This is a genomic window from Ralstonia sp. VS2407, from assembly GCF_052950655.1.
Genome location: NZ_JBRFVG010000002.1, coordinates 512,391 through 529,015, shown reverse-complemented (window position 1 = coordinate 529,015; position 16,625 = coordinate 512,391). Strand labels below are relative to the sequence as shown.

Sequence of the window (16,625 nt, the reverse complement as noted above, 5' to 3'; positions counted from 1 at the left end):
GCTGATGTCGCCCCTTGTTGTAATGGCCCGTGCGTTTGCGCTTGGTTGCCGCAAACACCCGAGTGCTGAGCATTCATTCGCGTTGCCCATGCGCTTGCCGCGCGCGCCCTCCAAGCCGAAGCGGTGCGCGCAAATGTTTGCGGTGGCCGCTGCGCTGCTTTGCCGCACGGCGCTGGCGCAAACAGACGTCACCGATCTGACCGCACTGCCCATCGAGCAACTCATGCAGGTGCAGGTCGTCACCGGGGCGTCCAAGTACGCGCAAGCCGCGAATGAGGCACCGGCCAATGTTTCCTTCATCACGGCGGCGGATATCAAAGCCTATGGCTGGCGCACGCTGGCCGACATCCTGGGCAGTCTCCCGGGGCTGTACACCAACTACGATCGCAACTACACCACGCTGGGCGCACGCGGCTTCTTGCGCGCGGGCGACTACGACACGCGCTTCCTGTTGCTCATTGACGGCCATCGCACCAACGATCCCATCTTCGACCAGGCGGCCGTCGGCTCCGAAGCCATTCTCAACGTCGACCTGATCGAGCGGGTGGAGTACGTGCCCGGAGCCGGGTCGGCGGTGTACGGATCGAACGCGCTGTTCGGTGTGATCAACATCATCACCAAGCGAGGCCGTGACATTGACGGCGTGCAGGCCAGCGGATCAACGGGCAGCGCCAATGCGCGGGATGCCCGAGTGACGTGGGGCAGGCGGGCCGAGAACGGCGCCGAATGGCTGCTGTCGGCCAGCGTGAACGATGCCCCGGGGCGCGACCTCTACTTTCCCGAGTTCAACCAGCCGGGCGTGAGCGATGGCGTGGCCCGCGGCATGGATTACGACCGCGCCAAGCGCCTGTTTGCCAAGGGCAGTTTTGGCGAGTTCGGGCTGACCTTCGGCTACGTCGATCGTACGAAGGGCGTGCCGACCGCGCCGTACGACCAAAGCTTCAACGACCCGCGCTCGCGCACCGTCGACACGCGGCAGATGTTCAACGGCACGTGGCAGCACGCGCTGGACGACACGACCGACGTGACGGCGCGGCTGTTCTGGGGCCGCTATGTCTCGCAGGGGGACTACGCGTACAACCCACCACCGGTCGGCATCAACCGCGATCTATTCGACACGGCGTGGTACGGCACGGAACTCAAGTTCGTGACGCGCCGCATCGAACGCCACACGCTGGTCATCGGCACGGAGCTGCAGCGCGACTACCGTGATGCGATGCGCAATTTCGATACAGCGCCATACGCCAGCTACCTGGACGACCATCGCGACAACAACCGCGTGGGCGTGTATGTGCAGGATCAATTCCTGCTCCATCGGGACTGGGTGCTGGACACGGGCCTGCGCTACGACCACACGAGTTTTGCGCCGGGCATCTTCAGCCCGCGCGTGGGCCTGATCTGGCATGCCGCCCCAACGACCACCGTCAAGGCGATCTACGGCATGGCCTATCGCGCGCCGAACGATTACGAGCTGAACTACCAGACCAGTGCGCCCGGCGGCCAACAAGTCACCAATGGGCTGTCGGCCGAACGCATACGCACGTATGAAACGGTAGTCGAGCAACAAGTTGCGGCAGGCGGCAAGGCGACCTTGTCGGTGTTTCAGAACAACGTTTCCAACCTGATCAGCCAAAGCCAAGACCCGAACACTGGGCTGCTCTTTTTCAGCAACGTAGCGCGCGTGCGCACGCGCGGCGCAGAACTCGGCTACGAGCAGAACTGGCCGGGCGGCACGCGCCTGCGCACGAGCTACAGCTTCCAGCGTTCCGAAGATGTCGATACCGGCCAGACGTTGAGCAACTCGCCGCGTCACATGCTCAAGGTCAACGCCACCGCTCCTGTATGGCGCAGCGACTGGCGTGCCGGGATCGAGGCGAAGTACATCAGCAACCGGCTGACGACAGCCGGCCAGGTGGGCGGTTACTGGATCGCCAACCTGACCTTGCTGGCGGCACGGTTGGCGCCCAACCTGGAGATGTCGACCAGTATCTACAACCTGTTCGATCGGCGCTATGCGGATCCAGCGGGGCCGGAGTTGCCGCAGCCGTCCGTCGAGCAGGATGGCCGTGCCTTTCGCGTGAAATTCACCTACACCTTCCGATGAAAGCCCCGCACGGCATCGTCCGACGCGCCCAATGGCGACGACCGCGCAGGTTATGCGCGGTGCTGGGCGCTGTGCTGGCAGGTGTGGCATGGATGGGTGCCACGCACGCACAGATGCAGGCCAGCGAGGTGCAGGTCAAGGCGGCGTTCATCTATAACTTTGCGCTGTTCACCAACTGGCCGGCTGATGTCATGCAGGCCGACGCGCCAATGGTGGTGTGCGTGACCGCCCAACATCCGTTGCAGGCGGCCTTGGAAAAACTGACAGGAAAACCCGTGCGCGGACACCGCCTGGAAATCCGAAAGATCAACGATGGCACCGTTGCCGGCTGCCATGTCCTGGTGTTTGACGCGCGCGCCCAGAACGGCGTGCGCCTCGACCCGGGCACGCCGGTGCTGACGGTGTCCGACAGCCCAAAGAGCGAGCGCGTGGCCGGCAACCCCGAACCGATGATCGCGTTGACGCTGCATGACGATCGCGTGGTTTTCGACATCGATGCAGTGGCCGCGCGGCAGGCCCGTCTGCAGCTCAGCTCGCAACTGCTGCGCCTGGCTAGGACCGTGCAATGAGCCTGTCGATTACGACTCCTCGGCCCCGCCTGGGGCACTCCATGGTGCGGGCCAACATGGCCGGTGCCGGCGCGGCGCTGACCATCGCCGGCTTCCTGCTCATCGTGTTCCAGTTCATCGCGCTGCATGCGGCGCTGGTGCGCGACGTGCATGTGCAGGCGCGCATCGTGGGCGCCAACAGCGTGGCCGCGCTGCTCTTCAATGACCGTCGTGCCGCAGAAGAAACCCTGGCCGCGCTGGAGGCCTCGCCGCCGTTGCGTGCGGCCGGTATTTTCAGTGCGCTGCGCAAGCCGTTGGCGCTGTATCAGCACCACGATGCCGCGCCGGTGCGCGCGCCCGATGCCGCCATGCTGCGCGAGTCGGATGTGTCCACGCTCACCACGCTGGAGGTGGTGGAGCCGGTGGAGTCCGAACGCCGCGTGATCGGCTATGTGGTGGTGCGCTCCAGCCTGACCGAGCTGTACATGCAACTGCTCGGCTATGCCGTGCTGACGGTGTCGGTGGGCATCGGCGCGATGGGTCTGGCGTATCTCGTGATTGCCCGCATGCGCCGTGCGGTGCTGCAGGCAGAGGCGCATCTGGACTACCTCGCCCACATCGATTCCGTCACGGAACTGCCGAACCGGCATGCCTTCAACGAGCGCCTGCAGGTGTCGCTCAAGCGCGCGGGTCAGGCGGGTGCAGTGGGGCTGCTTCTGCTGGATCTGGACAATTTCAAGGTCGTCAACGACACGCTGGGCCACAACAACGGCGACCGCCTGCTGCGCCAGGTTGCGCGGCGGCTGAACGACGTGATCGACCAAGCCAACCTGCGTGCCGTGCTGTGCCGCATCGGCGGGGACGAATTTGCGGTGATCGCCGAGCTGTCTGGCCGTGCGCAGATTGCCGACACGGAAGCGGCAACGCTGGCCGATGGCTTGGCCAAACGCATTCTTGCCGCGTTGGCGGCGCCGTTCGCGCTCGACCTGCATCAGATCTACGTGACGGCGAGCGTGGGCGTGAGCCTGTATCCGCATGACGCACGCGACGTGCAGGTACTCACGCGCAACGCCGACACGGCGATGTACCACGCCAAAAACCACGGCAAGAACGCAGCCGCGAGCTTCACGTCGGAGATGGACCAGCAGGCGCGCCGCCGCCTGCGCGTGGAAGCCGATCTGCGCCGCGCGCTCGATCGCGAGGAACTGCTGCTGGCCTACCAGCCACAGGTGCGCCTGCGGACCGAAGACGCGCACGACGCGGTGCTCTCCAAGGCAAACGTCTATGGCGTGGAAGCACTGGTGCGCTGGCGCCATCCGGAGATCGGCCTGATCGGGCCCGGCGAGTTCATCGCCGTGGCGGAAGAAACCGGCCTGATCGTGCCGCTCGGCCTATGGGTGCTGCGCACCGCGTGCCAGCAGGCTGTGCGCTGGATGCGCGAAGACGGCGTCACGCTGCGGGTGGCCGTCAACCTGTCGGCGCGGCAGACGCGCGACCCGGCCCTCGTGGAAAACGTCATGGACGTGCTGCGCGAAACCGGCATGCCGCCGAATCAGCTCGAACTCGAAATTACGGAGAGCGTGCTGATGGAAGACATCGAGGCCAACATCGCGCTGCTCGAATCCCTGCACGCGGCCGGCATCAGCCTGTCGATTGACGATTTCGGCACCGGGTATTCGTCGCTGGCGTATCTGCAGCGTTTCCCGATCCAGAAGCTCAAGATCGACCGCAGCTTCGTGCAGCGCATGCCCGGCGACGGTGAAGCCATTGCCGGCGCGGTGATCGCCATGGCGCATAGCCTGCGCATGCAAGTGGTGGCCGAAGGCGTGGAAGACCCCGAGCAGCTCGCATTGCTGCGCAACGCCGGATGCGACCTGGGGCAGGGCTATCTGTTCTCGCGCCCGCAGCACGCCGACGCGCTGATGGCGTGGCTCAACCGGCTGGACAACGTTTCGGACAGCGACATCGCTGCGGACGCCGAGGACGATGCAGTGCCGAGCGGGTCGTTGCCGTCGTCGTTGGCGGGGTAACCGTCATGCACGTTCAAGCAGCCGCCCGCCGCGCCGCGCGTGTCGCCCCGGCCGTCAGCACCACCACCGCCGCCAGGATGATGCCCGTGGCGCCCAGCGTTTGCGGCGCGACGACTTCATCTGCAAGCCATGCGCCCATCAACAGGGCGATGGGCGGGTTCACATACACATAGCTTGTCGCCATGACGGTGGACACGCGCTCCACCAGCGCCATGTAGGCGGTGAATGCGATGGCCGAGCCGAATACCACGAGGTAGCCCCATGCGAGCGCGGCATGCATGCCGATGTGCTTCGGCCACACTTCGCCCGTGATCAGGCTGAGCAGTACGAGCGCCACGCCGCCAAAAGCCATCTCCAATACGAACGCCGTCATGCCCTTGGGCATGTCGATGCGCTTGGAGAGTTGCGAGCCGAACGACCATGACGCAATGGCGGTGGTCAGCGCCAGCACGCCGACTGTGCTGGCCTGGAACTCCGCCCCGCGAAACAGCACCGCAATCCCGATGCTGCCCAGCGCGATGGCGCCAATCTCATAGGCACGCAGGCGGCCGCCGGCCAGCAGCGTCCACAGCGTGGAGAACAGCGGCATCGACGCGATCATCACCGTGGTCGCACCCGACGAGATGGTCTGCTCGGCCACCGCCGTCATGCCCATGCCGCCCACCAGCATGAAGGCGCCGATCAATGCGCAGTTGCGGACCTGGCGCACGGTCGGTCGATCTTCGGGCTGCTTGCGCTGGCGCAGGATGACCAGCGGAGCGAGCAGCAACGCTGCAGCCAGAAAGCGCGAGCCCATCATCAGGAAGGGCGGTAGATCGGTCAGCGCAAAGCGGATGGCGAGATACGTTGTGCCCCACACCACGTAGGTGATGAGCAGGCACAGGGCGATGAAGGGGGACATGACGGGACCTCTGCGAGGAAGTCCCGATGCTACTCAACGCCGGCTCATGCGCAAAACGAGTTTTGTTATCGCTCGTTGTGAGCGGTGTTAGCAAGCAAGTGAGCTGAGGCGTATGCGAGGTTTGAGACCTCAATCGCCGTGTTCCGAACCTCGCAATCGGGGTTACGAACCCGGCGTGCCGAGTGTTGAACCCCATGCATGGCGTTCAGAACCTCAATGTCGGCGTTCGAACTACGAGATATCGAGGTTCCGAACGCCACCCGTCACGTTCCGAACGCCAACGGTGGAGTTCGGAACCTCAAGCGCGGCGTCCGGAACCTCAAGCGTGGAGTGTTGGAACCCCAAGTGTCGAGTTCAGAACGCCAAGCCTGACGTTCCGAACCTTGGTGGCCCTTCAGATGACCCGGAACCCGTGCGTGCCATCGCGCCGCAACTGCTCCACCAGACCGAACTCCCAGTCGAGATACCCCTGCATCGCCGTGCGGGGTGCGCTCGTGCCCTCATACGGGCGGCGGTAGCGGTCGATGCGGGGGGAGGCCAGGCGGGTCTCGCCGGTTTCAACGGGCAGGCCGGCGGCCACCCACGCTGCGGTGCCTCCGTCCAGCACCCACACCTCGGCCTGCGTCAGATTGGCAAGGTCGGCGGCGGCAAAGCGGGCGAGCTGGCTGGAGCCGCACGTCAGCACGTAGCGGCGTGCTGCGGGGATGCGCGCAAGCGCCGCGGGCAAATCCGAGCGCACGGCAAACCACGCGCCCGGAATATGCCGCGCAACGTAATTGGCGCTGCGTGTGACGTCGATGACGGCGGTGTCGCCCGCTTCCAGCCAGCCGGCCAGGGCGCGGGCGTCGACCGTGCGCGCGGCGGGAGGCTGGGGAGCGGGTGTCTGCCATGTACCGGTGACGCTGCGCTCGCTCGCGTCGACCGGATCGACGACATAGACCTCCCAGCCCATTTGCGCGAGCCACGAGGCGGACATGTCGGCGCGCACGCCGTCGTCATCGGCCAGGACGATGCGGGCGCCGCGCACGGCGGCGGTGTGGTCGGTTTCCTGCACGAGCTGGCCCCCGGGCGCGCTCGCAAAGCCGGGCAGATGGCCGGCGGCATATTCCTCGGGCGTGCGGACGTCGAGCTTGTAGACCGTGCGGTCCGGCGCCTCCAATTTGGCAACGTCAGCCAACGCAATGCGCGGCACATTGGCACGCTCGGCCACGGCGCGTGCATCGGCCTGGGCTTGCGCGCGTGTTTCGGCGGACACGTCCAGCGGGTGACGGCGGCTGGCGCCATGGTCCAGCACCTGATCGGCCAGCAGCCAGCCGATGGTGCCGTTGCGCAGAGCCGCCACCGGGTTGGGAATACCGGCATTCACGAGCGATTGCGTGCCGATGATGCTGCGCGTGCGACCCGCGCAATTGACGATGACCTGCGTGCTCGGGTCGGGCGCCAGCTCGCGGATGCGCAGCACCAGCTCTGCACCCGGCACGCTCGTCGCCGTGGGGATGCTCATGGTCTGAAATTCTTCATAGCGACGCGCATCGACGATGACCACGTCGCGCTTGGCGTCGAGCAGCGCTTTGACCTCCTGCGCGCTGAACGACGGCGTATGGCGGTGCGCCTCCACGTATTCGCCGAAGGCCTTGCTCGGGACATTCACGTCTTGGAACACCTCGCCGCCGGCGGCGCGCCAGCCATCGAGGCCGCCTTCGAGCAGGTACACGCGCGTATAGCCGAGTTCGGCCAGCTTGGCGGCCGCTTGCGGGGCGAGGTCCACGCCATCGTGCACGCCGTACAGCACGATCAAGGTATCGCGGCGCGGAATGCGCGACCACGCTTCCAGCTCCAGCCGGGAGAGCGGAAGGTTGGCTGCCCACAGCGGATGCGCCTGGGCGTACGGGTCCTCTTCCCGCACGTCGAGCAGCGCGATCTCCTTGCGGGCCAGCAGGGCGGCGCGCACGTCGGCATACGCGAGCGTCGGGACATGGGTTTCGGCCAGCGGTGCGGCGACCAGCGATTCGATGGCGTCGATAGGGCTGCTCATGGTGCGGGCGTGTCCTTGGAGCGGTCCCAGAGATTGGGCAGGTGGGTATTCGAATAACCGGAGACGAAAGGCTTGCGCTCGCCGTCTTCCGTATAGACGGAGCGGTGGATGCCGCCGATGTTGCCGCCGTACACGTGGATGCTGATCGAGGTGCGATCGTCAAAGGCGTTGTGCACGCGGTGGATGTCGCCAATGCGCGGGGAAACGCGCTCCACAGCGCCGGGCTCCAGGCGGATGGCGGGTCCGTCCGGTTGGGGTTTGCCTTGTGCGTCGAGTTTGAACGGTTGCGAGTATTCAGCGCCGCGCAGCATGCCGATCAGGCCCCACGTGGTGTGGTCGTGAATGGGTGTGCGCTGGCCCGGGCCCCAGACAAAGCTGACGATGGAAAAGCGCTCGCCCGAATCGGCATGCAGCAGGAACTGCTGGAAGTGCTCGGGGTGCGGCTGCGCGTATTCAGCGGGTAGCCAGTCGTCGTGGGATACAAGCGCACCGAGCAGGGCACCGGCGCCCGAGAGGATTTCGGCTTCGGTCGGCTGCTGATCCAGCAGGCGCGACAGCGCGGTCACGAAATCACGCAGCGGCGCGATGGACCGGGTTTGTGTGGCTGCCGCAGCGGACACGGCAGCGCGGGCAGGCGTGCTCATCGGCAAGTTCCTGATGTGGGGTTCTGCGCATCTTGCTGGACTTGGGCGGAGGCGTCTACAGAAACCCCAAGTGCCGTGCGGCCGACTGAGGCCAGCGCGGAGTTGTCGTGCAGAGCGTGGATTCGACTGCACAGCACGTCGCAATCGTGTCGATGCTGATCAACGGGGCGATTGATGCATGGTCAAAGGGGCAGGCCGTATTGCCGCCCGCGGCGGCTTCCACCTTTGACGCGCGGGCTTCCGCTTGGGGCCTAGCGGGCGTTGCCCGAATGGGATTCCGCGCTCGGTCGCGAGCCGCCATGCGGGCCGGCAGTACCCGGCGCTTCCGCGACGTTCTTAGGCAGGTTGGTGGCTGGAGTTGTGGCGCCCGGGGCGTTGTTGCCGCCCTTGCCAAAGCGTGCCGCCAAGCGGTCCTGCACTTCGGTCAACTGGGCTTGCTCTTGCGCTTTTTGTGCGCGTTCCGTCTCGGCCTGCTTGGCTGCGGCGGCTTGTTCGGCCGGCGTAGGCGGCGGAAGTTTGCCGTGGGCGGGGTGCGGTAGCGCCACCACGGTCAAGCTGATGGCCATCGCGGCGGGCCACATGGCGGAATGTCGGATGTTTTGGCGTGTTTGCGGCATGGCACTCTCCTGGTCGGGACCGCCATGGTTCAGCAAGTGCGGTGCCGCGCCAGTTCAGCGCCCCTCGGCAAGCGAGTTGTGCAACACCGTCTTGAGCAGGTTGAACACCGGGTTGTCGTTGTCTTTCCGATAGGCCATCCAGAGTTCGACCGGCTTGGCCGGCGTGGTGCGCACCGGGCGGTAGACGACGCCCTCGAAGTGCAGCATGGCCGCCGCCGCCGGGATGAGCGCCACGCCAATGCCTGCACGCACCAGCGCCAGCATCGAGTGGATCTGGCTGACGTATTCAACGATGTCGGGCAACACCTCGGCACGCTCGAACAGGCTGCTCACCATCTGGTGGAAATAGCGCGCCTCGTATGGCGAATACATGAGCAGCGGTTGGCCCTCGCAATCGCGCAGGCTGGGGCGTTGCGGCCAGCTGTCGGCTACCGCTTCCGGCAGGGCGATCACGAGCGCTTCCTGCGAGCACGGCACGGCAATCAGTTCGCCGTGCTCCACCGGCGGGCGCAGCAGGCCGACGTCGATTTCGCGCGCATCCAGCGCAGAGAGTTGCGCACCGCTCACCATCTCCTTGAGCGTCAATCGCACGCCCGGTGAAGCCGCCCGCACGGCGCTCACCAGCGAAGGCAACTTCCCGTAGCCGACCGACGCGGTAAAGCCGATCGCCAACTGCCCGGCAGCGCCTGTGGCCACGCGCCGCGCCGTGGCCGCTGCTTCATCGGCCAGGCGCAGGATGCGCGACGCATCGGGCAGAAAACTGCGGCCCGCGGCCGTCAGCTTGACCGAGCGGCTGTTGCGCTCCAGCAGCTCTGTGCCGACCTGGTGTTCGAGCAGGCGCACCTGGCGCGACAGCGGCGGCTGCGTCATGTGCAGGCGTTCTGCCGCCCGCCCGAAATGCAGTTCTTCGGCCACGGCGACAAAGCAGCGGAGTTGGCTGAGTTCAAACATCGATTCAAAACCTGTATGGATTGAGTCAGTGCTTATCTTGGATGGGAAAGATCGCCGGTGCAAGAATCGGCTCGCCCCTTCGGCTTGAAGGGCCAATAACAACCATCAGGAGACAAGCATGTCCATGAAAAGCGCGGAAGTTGGCCGTCGCAGGTTTCTTAAGAACGCGGCAGGCGCAGGCCTTGCAGCGGCCAGCGGCTTGGCCGGCGCGCAGAAGATCGAAGGTTTCAAGCCGAACGCGCGCTACCCCGACGTTGCGGTGGAAGTGCTGGACCCGAGCTTTCTGAAATACCGGCTCTACAGCAGCTCGGTAGAGCAGCTTGCCACGGGCATGCGCTGGGCCGAAGGGCCCGTCTACTTTCCCGCCGGACGTTACCTGCTGGTGAGCGACATTCCGAACAACCGCATCATGAAATACGACGAGACGAACGGTGCGTTCAGCGTGTTCCGTGAGCCGTCGAACTACGCCAACGGCAATACGCGCGACCGGCAAGGGCGCCTCGTCACGTGCGAGCACTCGGTTACGCGGCGCATCACGCGCACCGAATTCAACGGCAGCATCACCGTGCTGGCCGATCAATACCAGGGCAAGCGGCTGAACGCGCCCAACGACATCGTCGTCAAGTCCGACGACAGCATCTGGTTCACGGACCCGACGTTCGGCATCAACGGCAACTGGGAGGGCTTCAAGGCGCAGCCGGAACAGGCCACCACCAACGTCTACCGGATCGATCCGAACGGCAGCATCCGCGCAATCATCACCGACCTCGTCAACCCGAACGGCCTGGCGTTTTCGCCCGACGAGAAGAAGCTCTACGTGGTCGAGTGGAAGGGCACGCCGTCGCGCAGCATCTGGAGCTACGACATTGCGCCCGACGGCACGGCGTCCAACAAGACCAAGCTGATCGACGCCAACGGCGCGGGCGCGCTGGATGGCTTTCGCGTCGACAAGGATGGCAACCTCTGGTGCGGCTGGGGCTCGGACGGGCGCCTGGGAGTCAATTCCGCCGACTACGACGGCGTGAAAATCTTCAATGCGCACGGCAAGCCGATCGGGTTCATCCACCTGCCGGAACGCTGCCCCAACCTGACCTTCGGCGGCCCGAAGAACAACCGCCTGTACATGGCGAGTTCCCACTCCCTGTATGCCCTTTACGTGGAGGCGGAGGGCGCGGTGTGACGCGGCACTGACCAAACGCGGCCGTGCCGTCACGTGCGGCCGCAGCAAGGGAATTGCTCACCTAGGGAAGACCCTGTATCAATACAAGTTTTGTATTAATCGAGTCAGCAGTTGGCTTGGACTTGAATCGATGCGGGTGCAAAAATTCGCTCATCAACAACACGCATTCATCGCGAGCGAGACATGTCCCGATACAGCCCCAAAGAATTCGCCCAACAGATCGGCTCCGGCCTGCTGTCCTTCCCGGTCACGCACTTCAAGGCGTCGGACCTGTCGTTCGACGAGGCAGCGTATCGCGCCAACCTGAACTGGCTGTTCAGCCACGATGCCGCCGGCCTGTTTGCCGCGGGTGGCACGGGTGAATTCTTCTCGCTCACCGCGGCTGAAACCGACCGCGTGGTGCGCGCTGCCGTGGCGGAAACCGGCGGCAAGATTCCGGTGATCGCCCCGGCAGGCCGCGGCACGGCCGAGTCGATCGAATACTGCAAGGCCGCTGAAGCGGCCGGCGCCGACGGCATCCTGCTGCTGCCGCCGTACCTGACCGAAGCCTCTGCCGATGGCGTGGCAGCGCACGTGGAGCAGGTCTGCAACTCGACGAAGCTGGGCGTGATCGTCTACAACCGCGCCAACCAGATCCTGGACGAAAACCACCTCGAACGCCTGGCCGACCGTTGCCCGAACCTGGTTGGTTTCAAGGACGGCGTGGGCGACCTGGAACTGATGACCCGCATCTACGCCCGCCTGGGCGACCGCTTTACCTACGTTGGTGGCCTGCCGACCGCTGAAACCTTTGCTCTGCCGTACCTGACGATGGGTGTGTCGACGTATTCGTCGGCCATCTTCAACTTCGTGCCGGAGTTCGCGCTAGAGTTCTACGCCGCCGTGCGAGCGTTCGACAATGCCAAGGTCTACAAGATGCTCAACGAATTCGTGCTGCCGTACATCCAGCTGCGCAATCGCAAGCGCGGCTATGCGGTGTCGATCGTCAAGGCCGGTATGAAGGTCATTGGCCGTGATGCAGGTCCGGTCCGTGCCCCTTTGACCGACCTGACCGATGCCGAGACGGCAGAACTGTCTGCGTTGGTGTCGCGCATTGCCGAAGTCGAAAAGCTGGCGGCCTGAGCGCAACCGAAAACACAAGGAATCGAAATGCAATTGAGCGGCGAACTGTTGTTGGGTGCCACCCGCGTCGCGGGTGGTGCCGGCAAGGTTCGCGCCATGAACCCCGCCACCGGGGAATGGCTCGAACCTGAATTCACCCTGGCCTCCAAGGCCGATGCCGCGCGTGCTGCTGAACTGGCCGCCGCGGCTTTTGACGTTTACCGCGAGACCGCGCCGGAAACCCGCGCCGCCTTCCTGGAAGCCATCGCCAGCCAGATCGAAGCGCTGGGCGATGCGCTGATCGAACGCGCGATGGCCGAATCGGCACTGCCGCGTCCGCGCCTGGAAGGCGAGCGTGGCCGCACGTGCAACCAACTGCGCCTGTTCGCAAGCGTGGTGCGTGCCGGCGATGCGGTGGGCGCGCGCCTTGATTCGGCCCTGCCGGAGCGCAAGCCGCTGCCGCGCTCGGACCTGCGCATGCGCCGCATTGCGCTGGGCCCGGTGGCGGTGTTTGGTGCGAGCAACTTCCCGCTGGCGTTCTCCGTGGCGGGTGGTGATACCGCGTCGGCGCTGGCTGCGGGTTGCCCGGTGGTCGTGAAGGCGCATCCGGCGCACCCGGGTACGTCCGAACTGGTGGGTCGCGCCATTCAGGCTGCGGTTGCCCAGTGCGGGCTGCCGGAGGGCGTGTTCTCGCTCATCCTGGCGGATAACGATGCGGCTGGCGCACTGGTGGCAGATCCGCGTATCCAGGCAGTTGGCTTTACGGGCTCGCGCGCCGGCGGCCAGGCGCTGTTGCGCATTGCGCAGGCCCGTCCGCAGCCGATTCCGGTGTACGGCGAACTGAGCGCCATCAACCCAGTCTTCCTGCTGCCCGATGCTCTGGCCAAGCGCGCCGCTGCGCTGGGCCAGCAATACGTGGCGTCGCTCACGATGGGCGCGGGCCAGTTCTGTACGAACCCGGGCCTGCTGCTCGCCATCGATGGGCCGGAACTCGATGCCTTTGAAGCTGCCGCCGCTGCCGCCATGGGCGACGTGGCTGCGCAGCCGATGCTCACGGCCGGCATCCACACCGCTTACACGCGCGGTGTCGACAAGCTGGCCGCCGAGGCCAACGTGCGGTGCGTCGCACGCGGGCAAGAAAGCGACCAACCCAACCGCGGGCAAGCCGGCTTCTACATCACCGATGCGAAGAGCTTCCAGGCGCAGCCGGCGCTGCACGACGAGATCTTCGGCGCGACCGGCCTGGTCGTGCGTTGCCGCGACGCAGAGGAGCTGCGCACGCTGGCCGAATCGCTCGAAGGCCAGTTGACCGCCACGTTGCATCTGGACGCCGGCGACACAGCCATCGCGCGTTCGTTGCTGCCGATTCTGGAACGCAAGGCGGGCCGCATTCTGGCCAACGGCTGGCCGACCGGCGTCGAGGTGTGCCACGCCATGGTGCACGGCGGCCCCTGGCCGGCAACCACGGATGCACGCACGACTTCGGTCGGCACGGCGGCCATCGAGCGTTTCCTGCGCCCGGTGTGCTACCAGGACCTGCCGGCCGAACTGCTGCCCGAGGCCCTGCAGGACGCCAATCCGCTCAAGCTGCGCCGCTTGGTGGATGGAAGCTGGGCCTGAAGCCGTAACAGTCGAATAGCAAAAACAACACGCCGGGCCGAACAGGACCCGGCAACTTGAACCGACCGGCACGACGGGTGCCGGCTTAAGGAGGAGACGATGGACATCAAAGCCCCTGCAGTGGGAGCACAGGCCGTTCCGCGCGCTGAGCGCATGAGCCGCGTGCGTTTCGTGATCCTCGCGATGCTGTTCATCGTGACGACCATCAACTACGCCGATCGGGCGACCATCTCCATTGCCGGCTCGGCCATGCAGAAGGAACTCGGCATCGATGCCGTGTCGCTTGGCTATATTTTCTCGGCGTTCGGGTGGGCCTACGTGATTGCCCAGATTCCGGGCGGCTGGCTGCTTGACCGCTTCGGTTCCAAGCGCGTGTACACGTTCAGCATTCTGCTGTGGTCGCTGTTCACACTGGCGCAGGGCGCGATCGGCTTCTTTACCGGCGCCACCGCCATCATCATGGTGTTCTGCCTGCGCTTCCTGGTAGGGGCGGCAGAGGCGCCGTCCTTCCCGGCGAATAGCCGTATCGTGGCAGCCTGGTTTCCGGCCAATGAGCGCGGCACCGCAGCGGCCATCTTCAACTCTGCGCAATATGCCGCCACGGTGGTGTTTGCCCCGCTGATGGCCTGGCTGGTGCACGCGTTCGGCTGGCATCACGTGTTTATCGTGATGGGCGTGATCGGCATCGTCATGGCGGTCGTGTGGAAGGCATTCGTGCACGAACCGAAGGACCACCCGGGCGTCAACCGCGCCGAAATCGAGTACATCGAAGCCGGGGGCGGCCTGGTCAACATGGACCGCGCGGGCGTGGCCAAGGCCGAGGGGCCGAAGCTCGGCTACGTGAAGCAGCTCCTGCAGAACCGCATGCTGATGGGTGTGTACATCGCGCAGTACTGCATCAATGCGCTCACGTACTTCTTCATCACGTGGTTTCCGGTGTATCTGGTGCAGGCGCGCGGGATGTCGATCCTGAAGGCGGGCATCGTCGCGTCGATTCCCGCGGTGTGCGGTTTCCTGGGCGGCATTCTGGGCGGAATCATCTCTGACGCGCTGCTTCGCCGTGGTGCTTCACTGTCGGTGGCGCGCAAGGTGCCCATCGTGCTGGGCATGCTGCTCTCCATGACCATGGTGATCTGCAACTACGTCGACGCGCAGGCCATCGTGGTGGCGGTAATGGCGCTGTCGTTCTTCGGCAAGGGCCTCGGGGCACTGGGCTGGGCCGTGAACTCGGATACGGCGCCCAAGCAGATCGCCGGCTTGTCGGGCGCGCTGATGAACACGTTCGGCAACCTGTCGAGCATCACCACGCCCATCGCCATCGGTTACATCGTCAACACCACGGGTTCGTTCAACGGTGCGCTGGTGTACGTCGGTATCCACGCGGCGGTTGCCATCGTCTGCTACCTGTTCATGGTGGGCGAGATCAAGCGTGTGGAACTCAAGCCGCTGTAAGCCAGAGGAGCCTTGCAAGTGACGTTGCAATCGATCGAGTCCAGTGCACGCACGCACACTCCGCGTGTGACGGAGATGCAGGTGATCCCGGTCGCAGGCCGCGACAGCATGCTGCTGAACCTGTGCGGCGCGCATGCTCCGTTCTTTACGCGCAATCTCGTCATCCTGAAGGACAACGCCGGGCGTACCGGCGTGGGCGAGGTGCCTGGCGGGGAGGGCATCCGTCTGGCGCTGGAGCGCGTGATTCCGCTGGTGGTTGGTCAATCGATCGGTCGTACCAACGGTGTGCTGAACAGCATTCGCCGGGCGCTGGCCGGTGGCGGCAATGCCGCGCATCAGGCGACGGTGCACCAGGTGACCTCCGCTTCGGAAGCCGCCGTGCTGCGCCAGCCGCACGAGATCAACCTGCGCATGGACAACGTCATCACGGCGGTGGAAGCCGCGCTGCTCGATCTGCTTGGCCAGTTTCTGGAGGTGCCGGTGGCAGAGCTGCTAGGCGCCGGTCAGCAGCGCGATAGCGCGCCGATGCTCGCCTACCTGTTCTACGTGGGCGATCGCCGCAAGACCGATCTGCCGTACCTGGATGGCGCCAGCGGCGCCGACGACTGGCTACGCCTGCGCCACGAAGCCGCCATGTCGCCCGCCGCCATCGCCCGCCTGGCCGAAGCCGCCACCGAGCGCTACGGCTTTGCCGATTTCAAGCTCAAGGGCGGCGTGATGCGCGGCGCTGAAGAGATGGAAGCGATTGCCGCCATCAAGGCGCGCTTTCCGCAAGCCCGTGTCACGCTGGACCCGAATGGCGCATGGTCGCTGAACGAGGCGATTGCGCTGTGCAAGGGCCAAGGGCATCTGCTGGCCTATGCCGAAGACCCGTGCGGCCCCGAAGCCGGCTACTCGGGCCGTGAGGTGATGGCCGAATTCAAGCGCGCCACCGGCATCCCGACGGCCACCAACATGATTGCTACCGATTGGCGCCAGATGGGCCACGCCGTCCAGCTGCACGCGGTCGATATTCCGCTGGCCGATCCGCATTTCTGGACCATGCAAGGCTCCGTGCGTGTTGCGCAGTTGTGCGACGAGTGGGGCCTGACGTGGGGCTCGCACTCCAACAACCATTTCGACGTGTCGCTGGCGATGTTTACGCATGTGGCCGCAGCGGCGCCGGGCAACATCACGGCCATCGACACGCACTGGATCTGGCAGGAAGCCGAAGAGCGCCTGACGCGCGAGCCGCTGCGCATCCACGGCGGCCATGTGGCCGTGCCGGAGCGTCCGGGCCTCGGTATCGAAATCGACATGGACCGCGTCATGGCGGCCCATGCGCTGTACAAGACTTTGGGCCCCGGCGCGCGTGACGACGCCATGGCCATGCAATACCTCGTGCCGGGCTGGACGTACGATCCGAAACGTCCGAGCCTGGGGCGTTGAAGCAAAACCCGTTT

13 protein-coding genes are annotated in these 16,625 nt (G+C 65.4%); 8 read left to right on the top strand and 5 right to left on the bottom strand.

All coding sequences use genetic code 11. The annotated features are described in order from the left end of the window. The first annotated feature begins 88 nt into the window (after positions 1-88). From ACU8YE_RS05470 to ACU8YE_RS05460, 3 genes are read left to right on the top strand one after another with little or no spacing between them, the layout of a single operon-like run. The gene (locus tag ACU8YE_RS05470) at positions 89-2,104 is read left to right on the top strand and encodes a TonB-dependent receptor plug domain-containing protein (RefSeq protein ID WP_446928265.1); all 2,016 of its coding nucleotides are present in this window, start codon (positions 89-91) and stop codon (positions 2,102-2,104) included. Then, positions 2,101-2,673, top strand: coding sequence for a YfiR family protein (locus ACU8YE_RS05465; protein ID WP_232039371.1), 573 nt, complete (start codon positions 2,101-2,103; stop codon positions 2,671-2,673). The genes ACU8YE_RS05470 and ACU8YE_RS05465 overlap by 4 nt, the downstream gene beginning before the upstream one ends. Further along, positions 2,670-4,682, top strand: a complete 2,013-nt coding sequence (locus ACU8YE_RS05460; protein WP_232039372.1) for a putative bifunctional diguanylate cyclase/phosphodiesterase — start codon at positions 2,670-2,672, stop codon at positions 4,680-4,682. Before ACU8YE_RS05465 ends, ACU8YE_RS05460 begins: the two co-directional genes overlap by 4 nt. 13 nt (positions 4,683-4,695) lie before the next feature. Here the strand turns inward: ACU8YE_RS05460 and ACU8YE_RS05455 are convergent, their stop codons facing one another. From ACU8YE_RS05455 to ACU8YE_RS05435, 5 genes are all read right to left on the bottom strand, one after another. Beyond that, positions 4,696-5,583 carry an EamA family transporter gene (locus ACU8YE_RS05455; RefSeq protein WP_322018285.1) on the bottom strand — a complete coding sequence of 296 codons (888 nt, stop codon included), beginning with the start codon at positions 5,581-5,583 and terminating at the stop codon, positions 4,696-4,698. 394 nt (positions 5,584-5,977) lie between these two features. Continuing rightward, on the bottom strand, positions 5,978-7,618 hold the full coding sequence (locus ACU8YE_RS05450) for a rhodanese-related sulfurtransferase (RefSeq protein WP_446928264.1): 1,641 nt from the start codon (positions 7,616-7,618) through the stop codon (positions 5,978-5,980). Continuing rightward, a complete protein-coding gene (locus ACU8YE_RS05445) occupies positions 7,615-8,262 on the bottom strand; it encodes a cysteine dioxygenase (RefSeq protein ID WP_446928263.1) in 648 nt (215 codons plus the stop codon). Before ACU8YE_RS05445 ends, ACU8YE_RS05450 begins: the two co-directional genes overlap by 4 nt. A gap of 251 nt (positions 8,263-8,513) precedes the next feature. Next, positions 8,514-8,879 (bottom strand): hypothetical protein, encoded by a 366-nt coding sequence (locus ACU8YE_RS05440; protein WP_232039378.1) that lies wholly within the window; start codon positions 8,877-8,879, stop codon positions 8,514-8,516. 54 nt (positions 8,880-8,933) lie between these two features. Next, positions 8,934-9,830 (bottom strand): LysR substrate-binding domain-containing protein, encoded by an 897-nt coding sequence (locus ACU8YE_RS05435; protein ID WP_260804290.1) that lies wholly within the window; start codon positions 9,828-9,830, stop codon positions 8,934-8,936. A gap of 118 nt (positions 9,831-9,948) precedes the next feature. On the opposite strand from ACU8YE_RS05435, the gene ACU8YE_RS05430 reads away from it, so the two are divergent. From ACU8YE_RS05430 to ACU8YE_RS05410, 5 genes are all read left to right on the top strand, one after another. After that, complete coding sequence (locus ACU8YE_RS05430; protein WP_316871104.1) at positions 9,949-11,010, top strand: SMP-30/gluconolactonase/LRE family protein; 1,062 nt, start codon at positions 9,949-9,951, stop codon at positions 11,008-11,010. Positions 11,011-11,193: 183 nt separating this feature from the next. After that, entirely contained in the window at positions 11,194-12,132 is a 939-nt protein-coding gene (gene kdgD / locus ACU8YE_RS05425) for a 5-dehydro-4-deoxyglucarate dehydratase (RefSeq protein WP_232039381.1), read from the top strand. A gap of 27 nt (positions 12,133-12,159) precedes the next feature. Beyond that, the gene (locus ACU8YE_RS05420) at positions 12,160-13,731 is read left to right on the top strand and encodes an aldehyde dehydrogenase (NADP(+)) (RefSeq protein ID WP_232039382.1); all 1,572 of its coding nucleotides are present in this window, start codon (positions 12,160-12,162) and stop codon (positions 13,729-13,731) included. A gap of 99 nt (positions 13,732-13,830) precedes the next feature. Continuing rightward, positions 13,831-15,183, top strand: a complete 1,353-nt coding sequence (locus ACU8YE_RS05415; protein WP_313903718.1) for an MFS transporter — start codon at positions 13,831-13,833, stop codon at positions 15,181-15,183. A gap of 18 nt (positions 15,184-15,201) precedes the next feature. Further along, positions 15,202-16,611: an enolase C-terminal domain-like protein gene (locus tag ACU8YE_RS05410; protein ID WP_446928262.1), complete on the top strand. Its 1,410-nt coding sequence runs from the start codon at positions 15,202-15,204 to the stop codon at positions 16,609-16,611. Positions 16,612-16,625 lie beyond the last annotated feature (14 nt).

What these genes read in the sequence shown, in the direction of transcription:
- ACU8YE_RS05435 (WP_260804290.1), bottom strand. Translation starts at nt 9,830, where the DNA reads ATGTTTGAACTCAGCCAACTCCGCTGCTTTGTCGCCGTGGCCGAAGAA.
- ACU8YE_RS05455 (WP_322018285.1), bottom strand. Translation starts at nt 5,583, where the DNA reads ATGTCCCCCTTCATCGCCCTGTGCCTGCTCATCACCTACGTGGTGTGG.
- ACU8YE_RS05415 (WP_313903718.1), top strand. Translation starts at nt 13,831, where the DNA reads ATGGACATCAAAGCCCCTGCAGTGGGAGCACAGGCCGTTCCGCGCGCT.
- ACU8YE_RS05430 (WP_316871104.1), top strand. Translation starts at nt 9,949, where the DNA reads ATGTCCATGAAAAGCGCGGAAGTTGGCCGTCGCAGGTTTCTTAAGAAC.
- ACU8YE_RS05445 (WP_446928263.1), bottom strand. Translation starts at nt 8,262, where the DNA reads ATGAGCACGCCTGCCCGCGCTGCCGTGTCCGCTGCGGCAGCCACACAA.
- ACU8YE_RS05460 (WP_232039372.1), top strand. Translation starts at nt 2,670, where the DNA reads ATGAGCCTGTCGATTACGACTCCTCGGCCCCGCCTGGGGCACTCCATG.
- ACU8YE_RS05450 (WP_446928264.1), bottom strand. Translation starts at nt 7,618, where the DNA reads ATGAGCAGCCCTATCGACGCCATCGAATCGCTGGTCGCCGCACCGCTG.
- ACU8YE_RS05440 (WP_232039378.1), bottom strand. Translation starts at nt 8,879, where the DNA reads ATGCCGCAAACACGCCAAAACATCCGACATTCCGCCATGTGGCCCGCC.
- ACU8YE_RS05470 (WP_446928265.1), top strand. Translation starts at nt 89, where the DNA reads ATGCGCTTGCCGCGCGCGCCCTCCAAGCCGAAGCGGTGCGCGCAAATG.
- ACU8YE_RS05420 (WP_232039382.1), top strand. Translation starts at nt 12,160, where the DNA reads ATGCAATTGAGCGGCGAACTGTTGTTGGGTGCCACCCGCGTCGCGGGT.
- kdgD (WP_232039381.1), top strand. Translation starts at nt 11,194, where the DNA reads ATGTCCCGATACAGCCCCAAAGAATTCGCCCAACAGATCGGCTCCGGC.
- ACU8YE_RS05465 (WP_232039371.1), top strand. Translation starts at nt 2,101, where the DNA reads ATGAAAGCCCCGCACGGCATCGTCCGACGCGCCCAATGGCGACGACCG.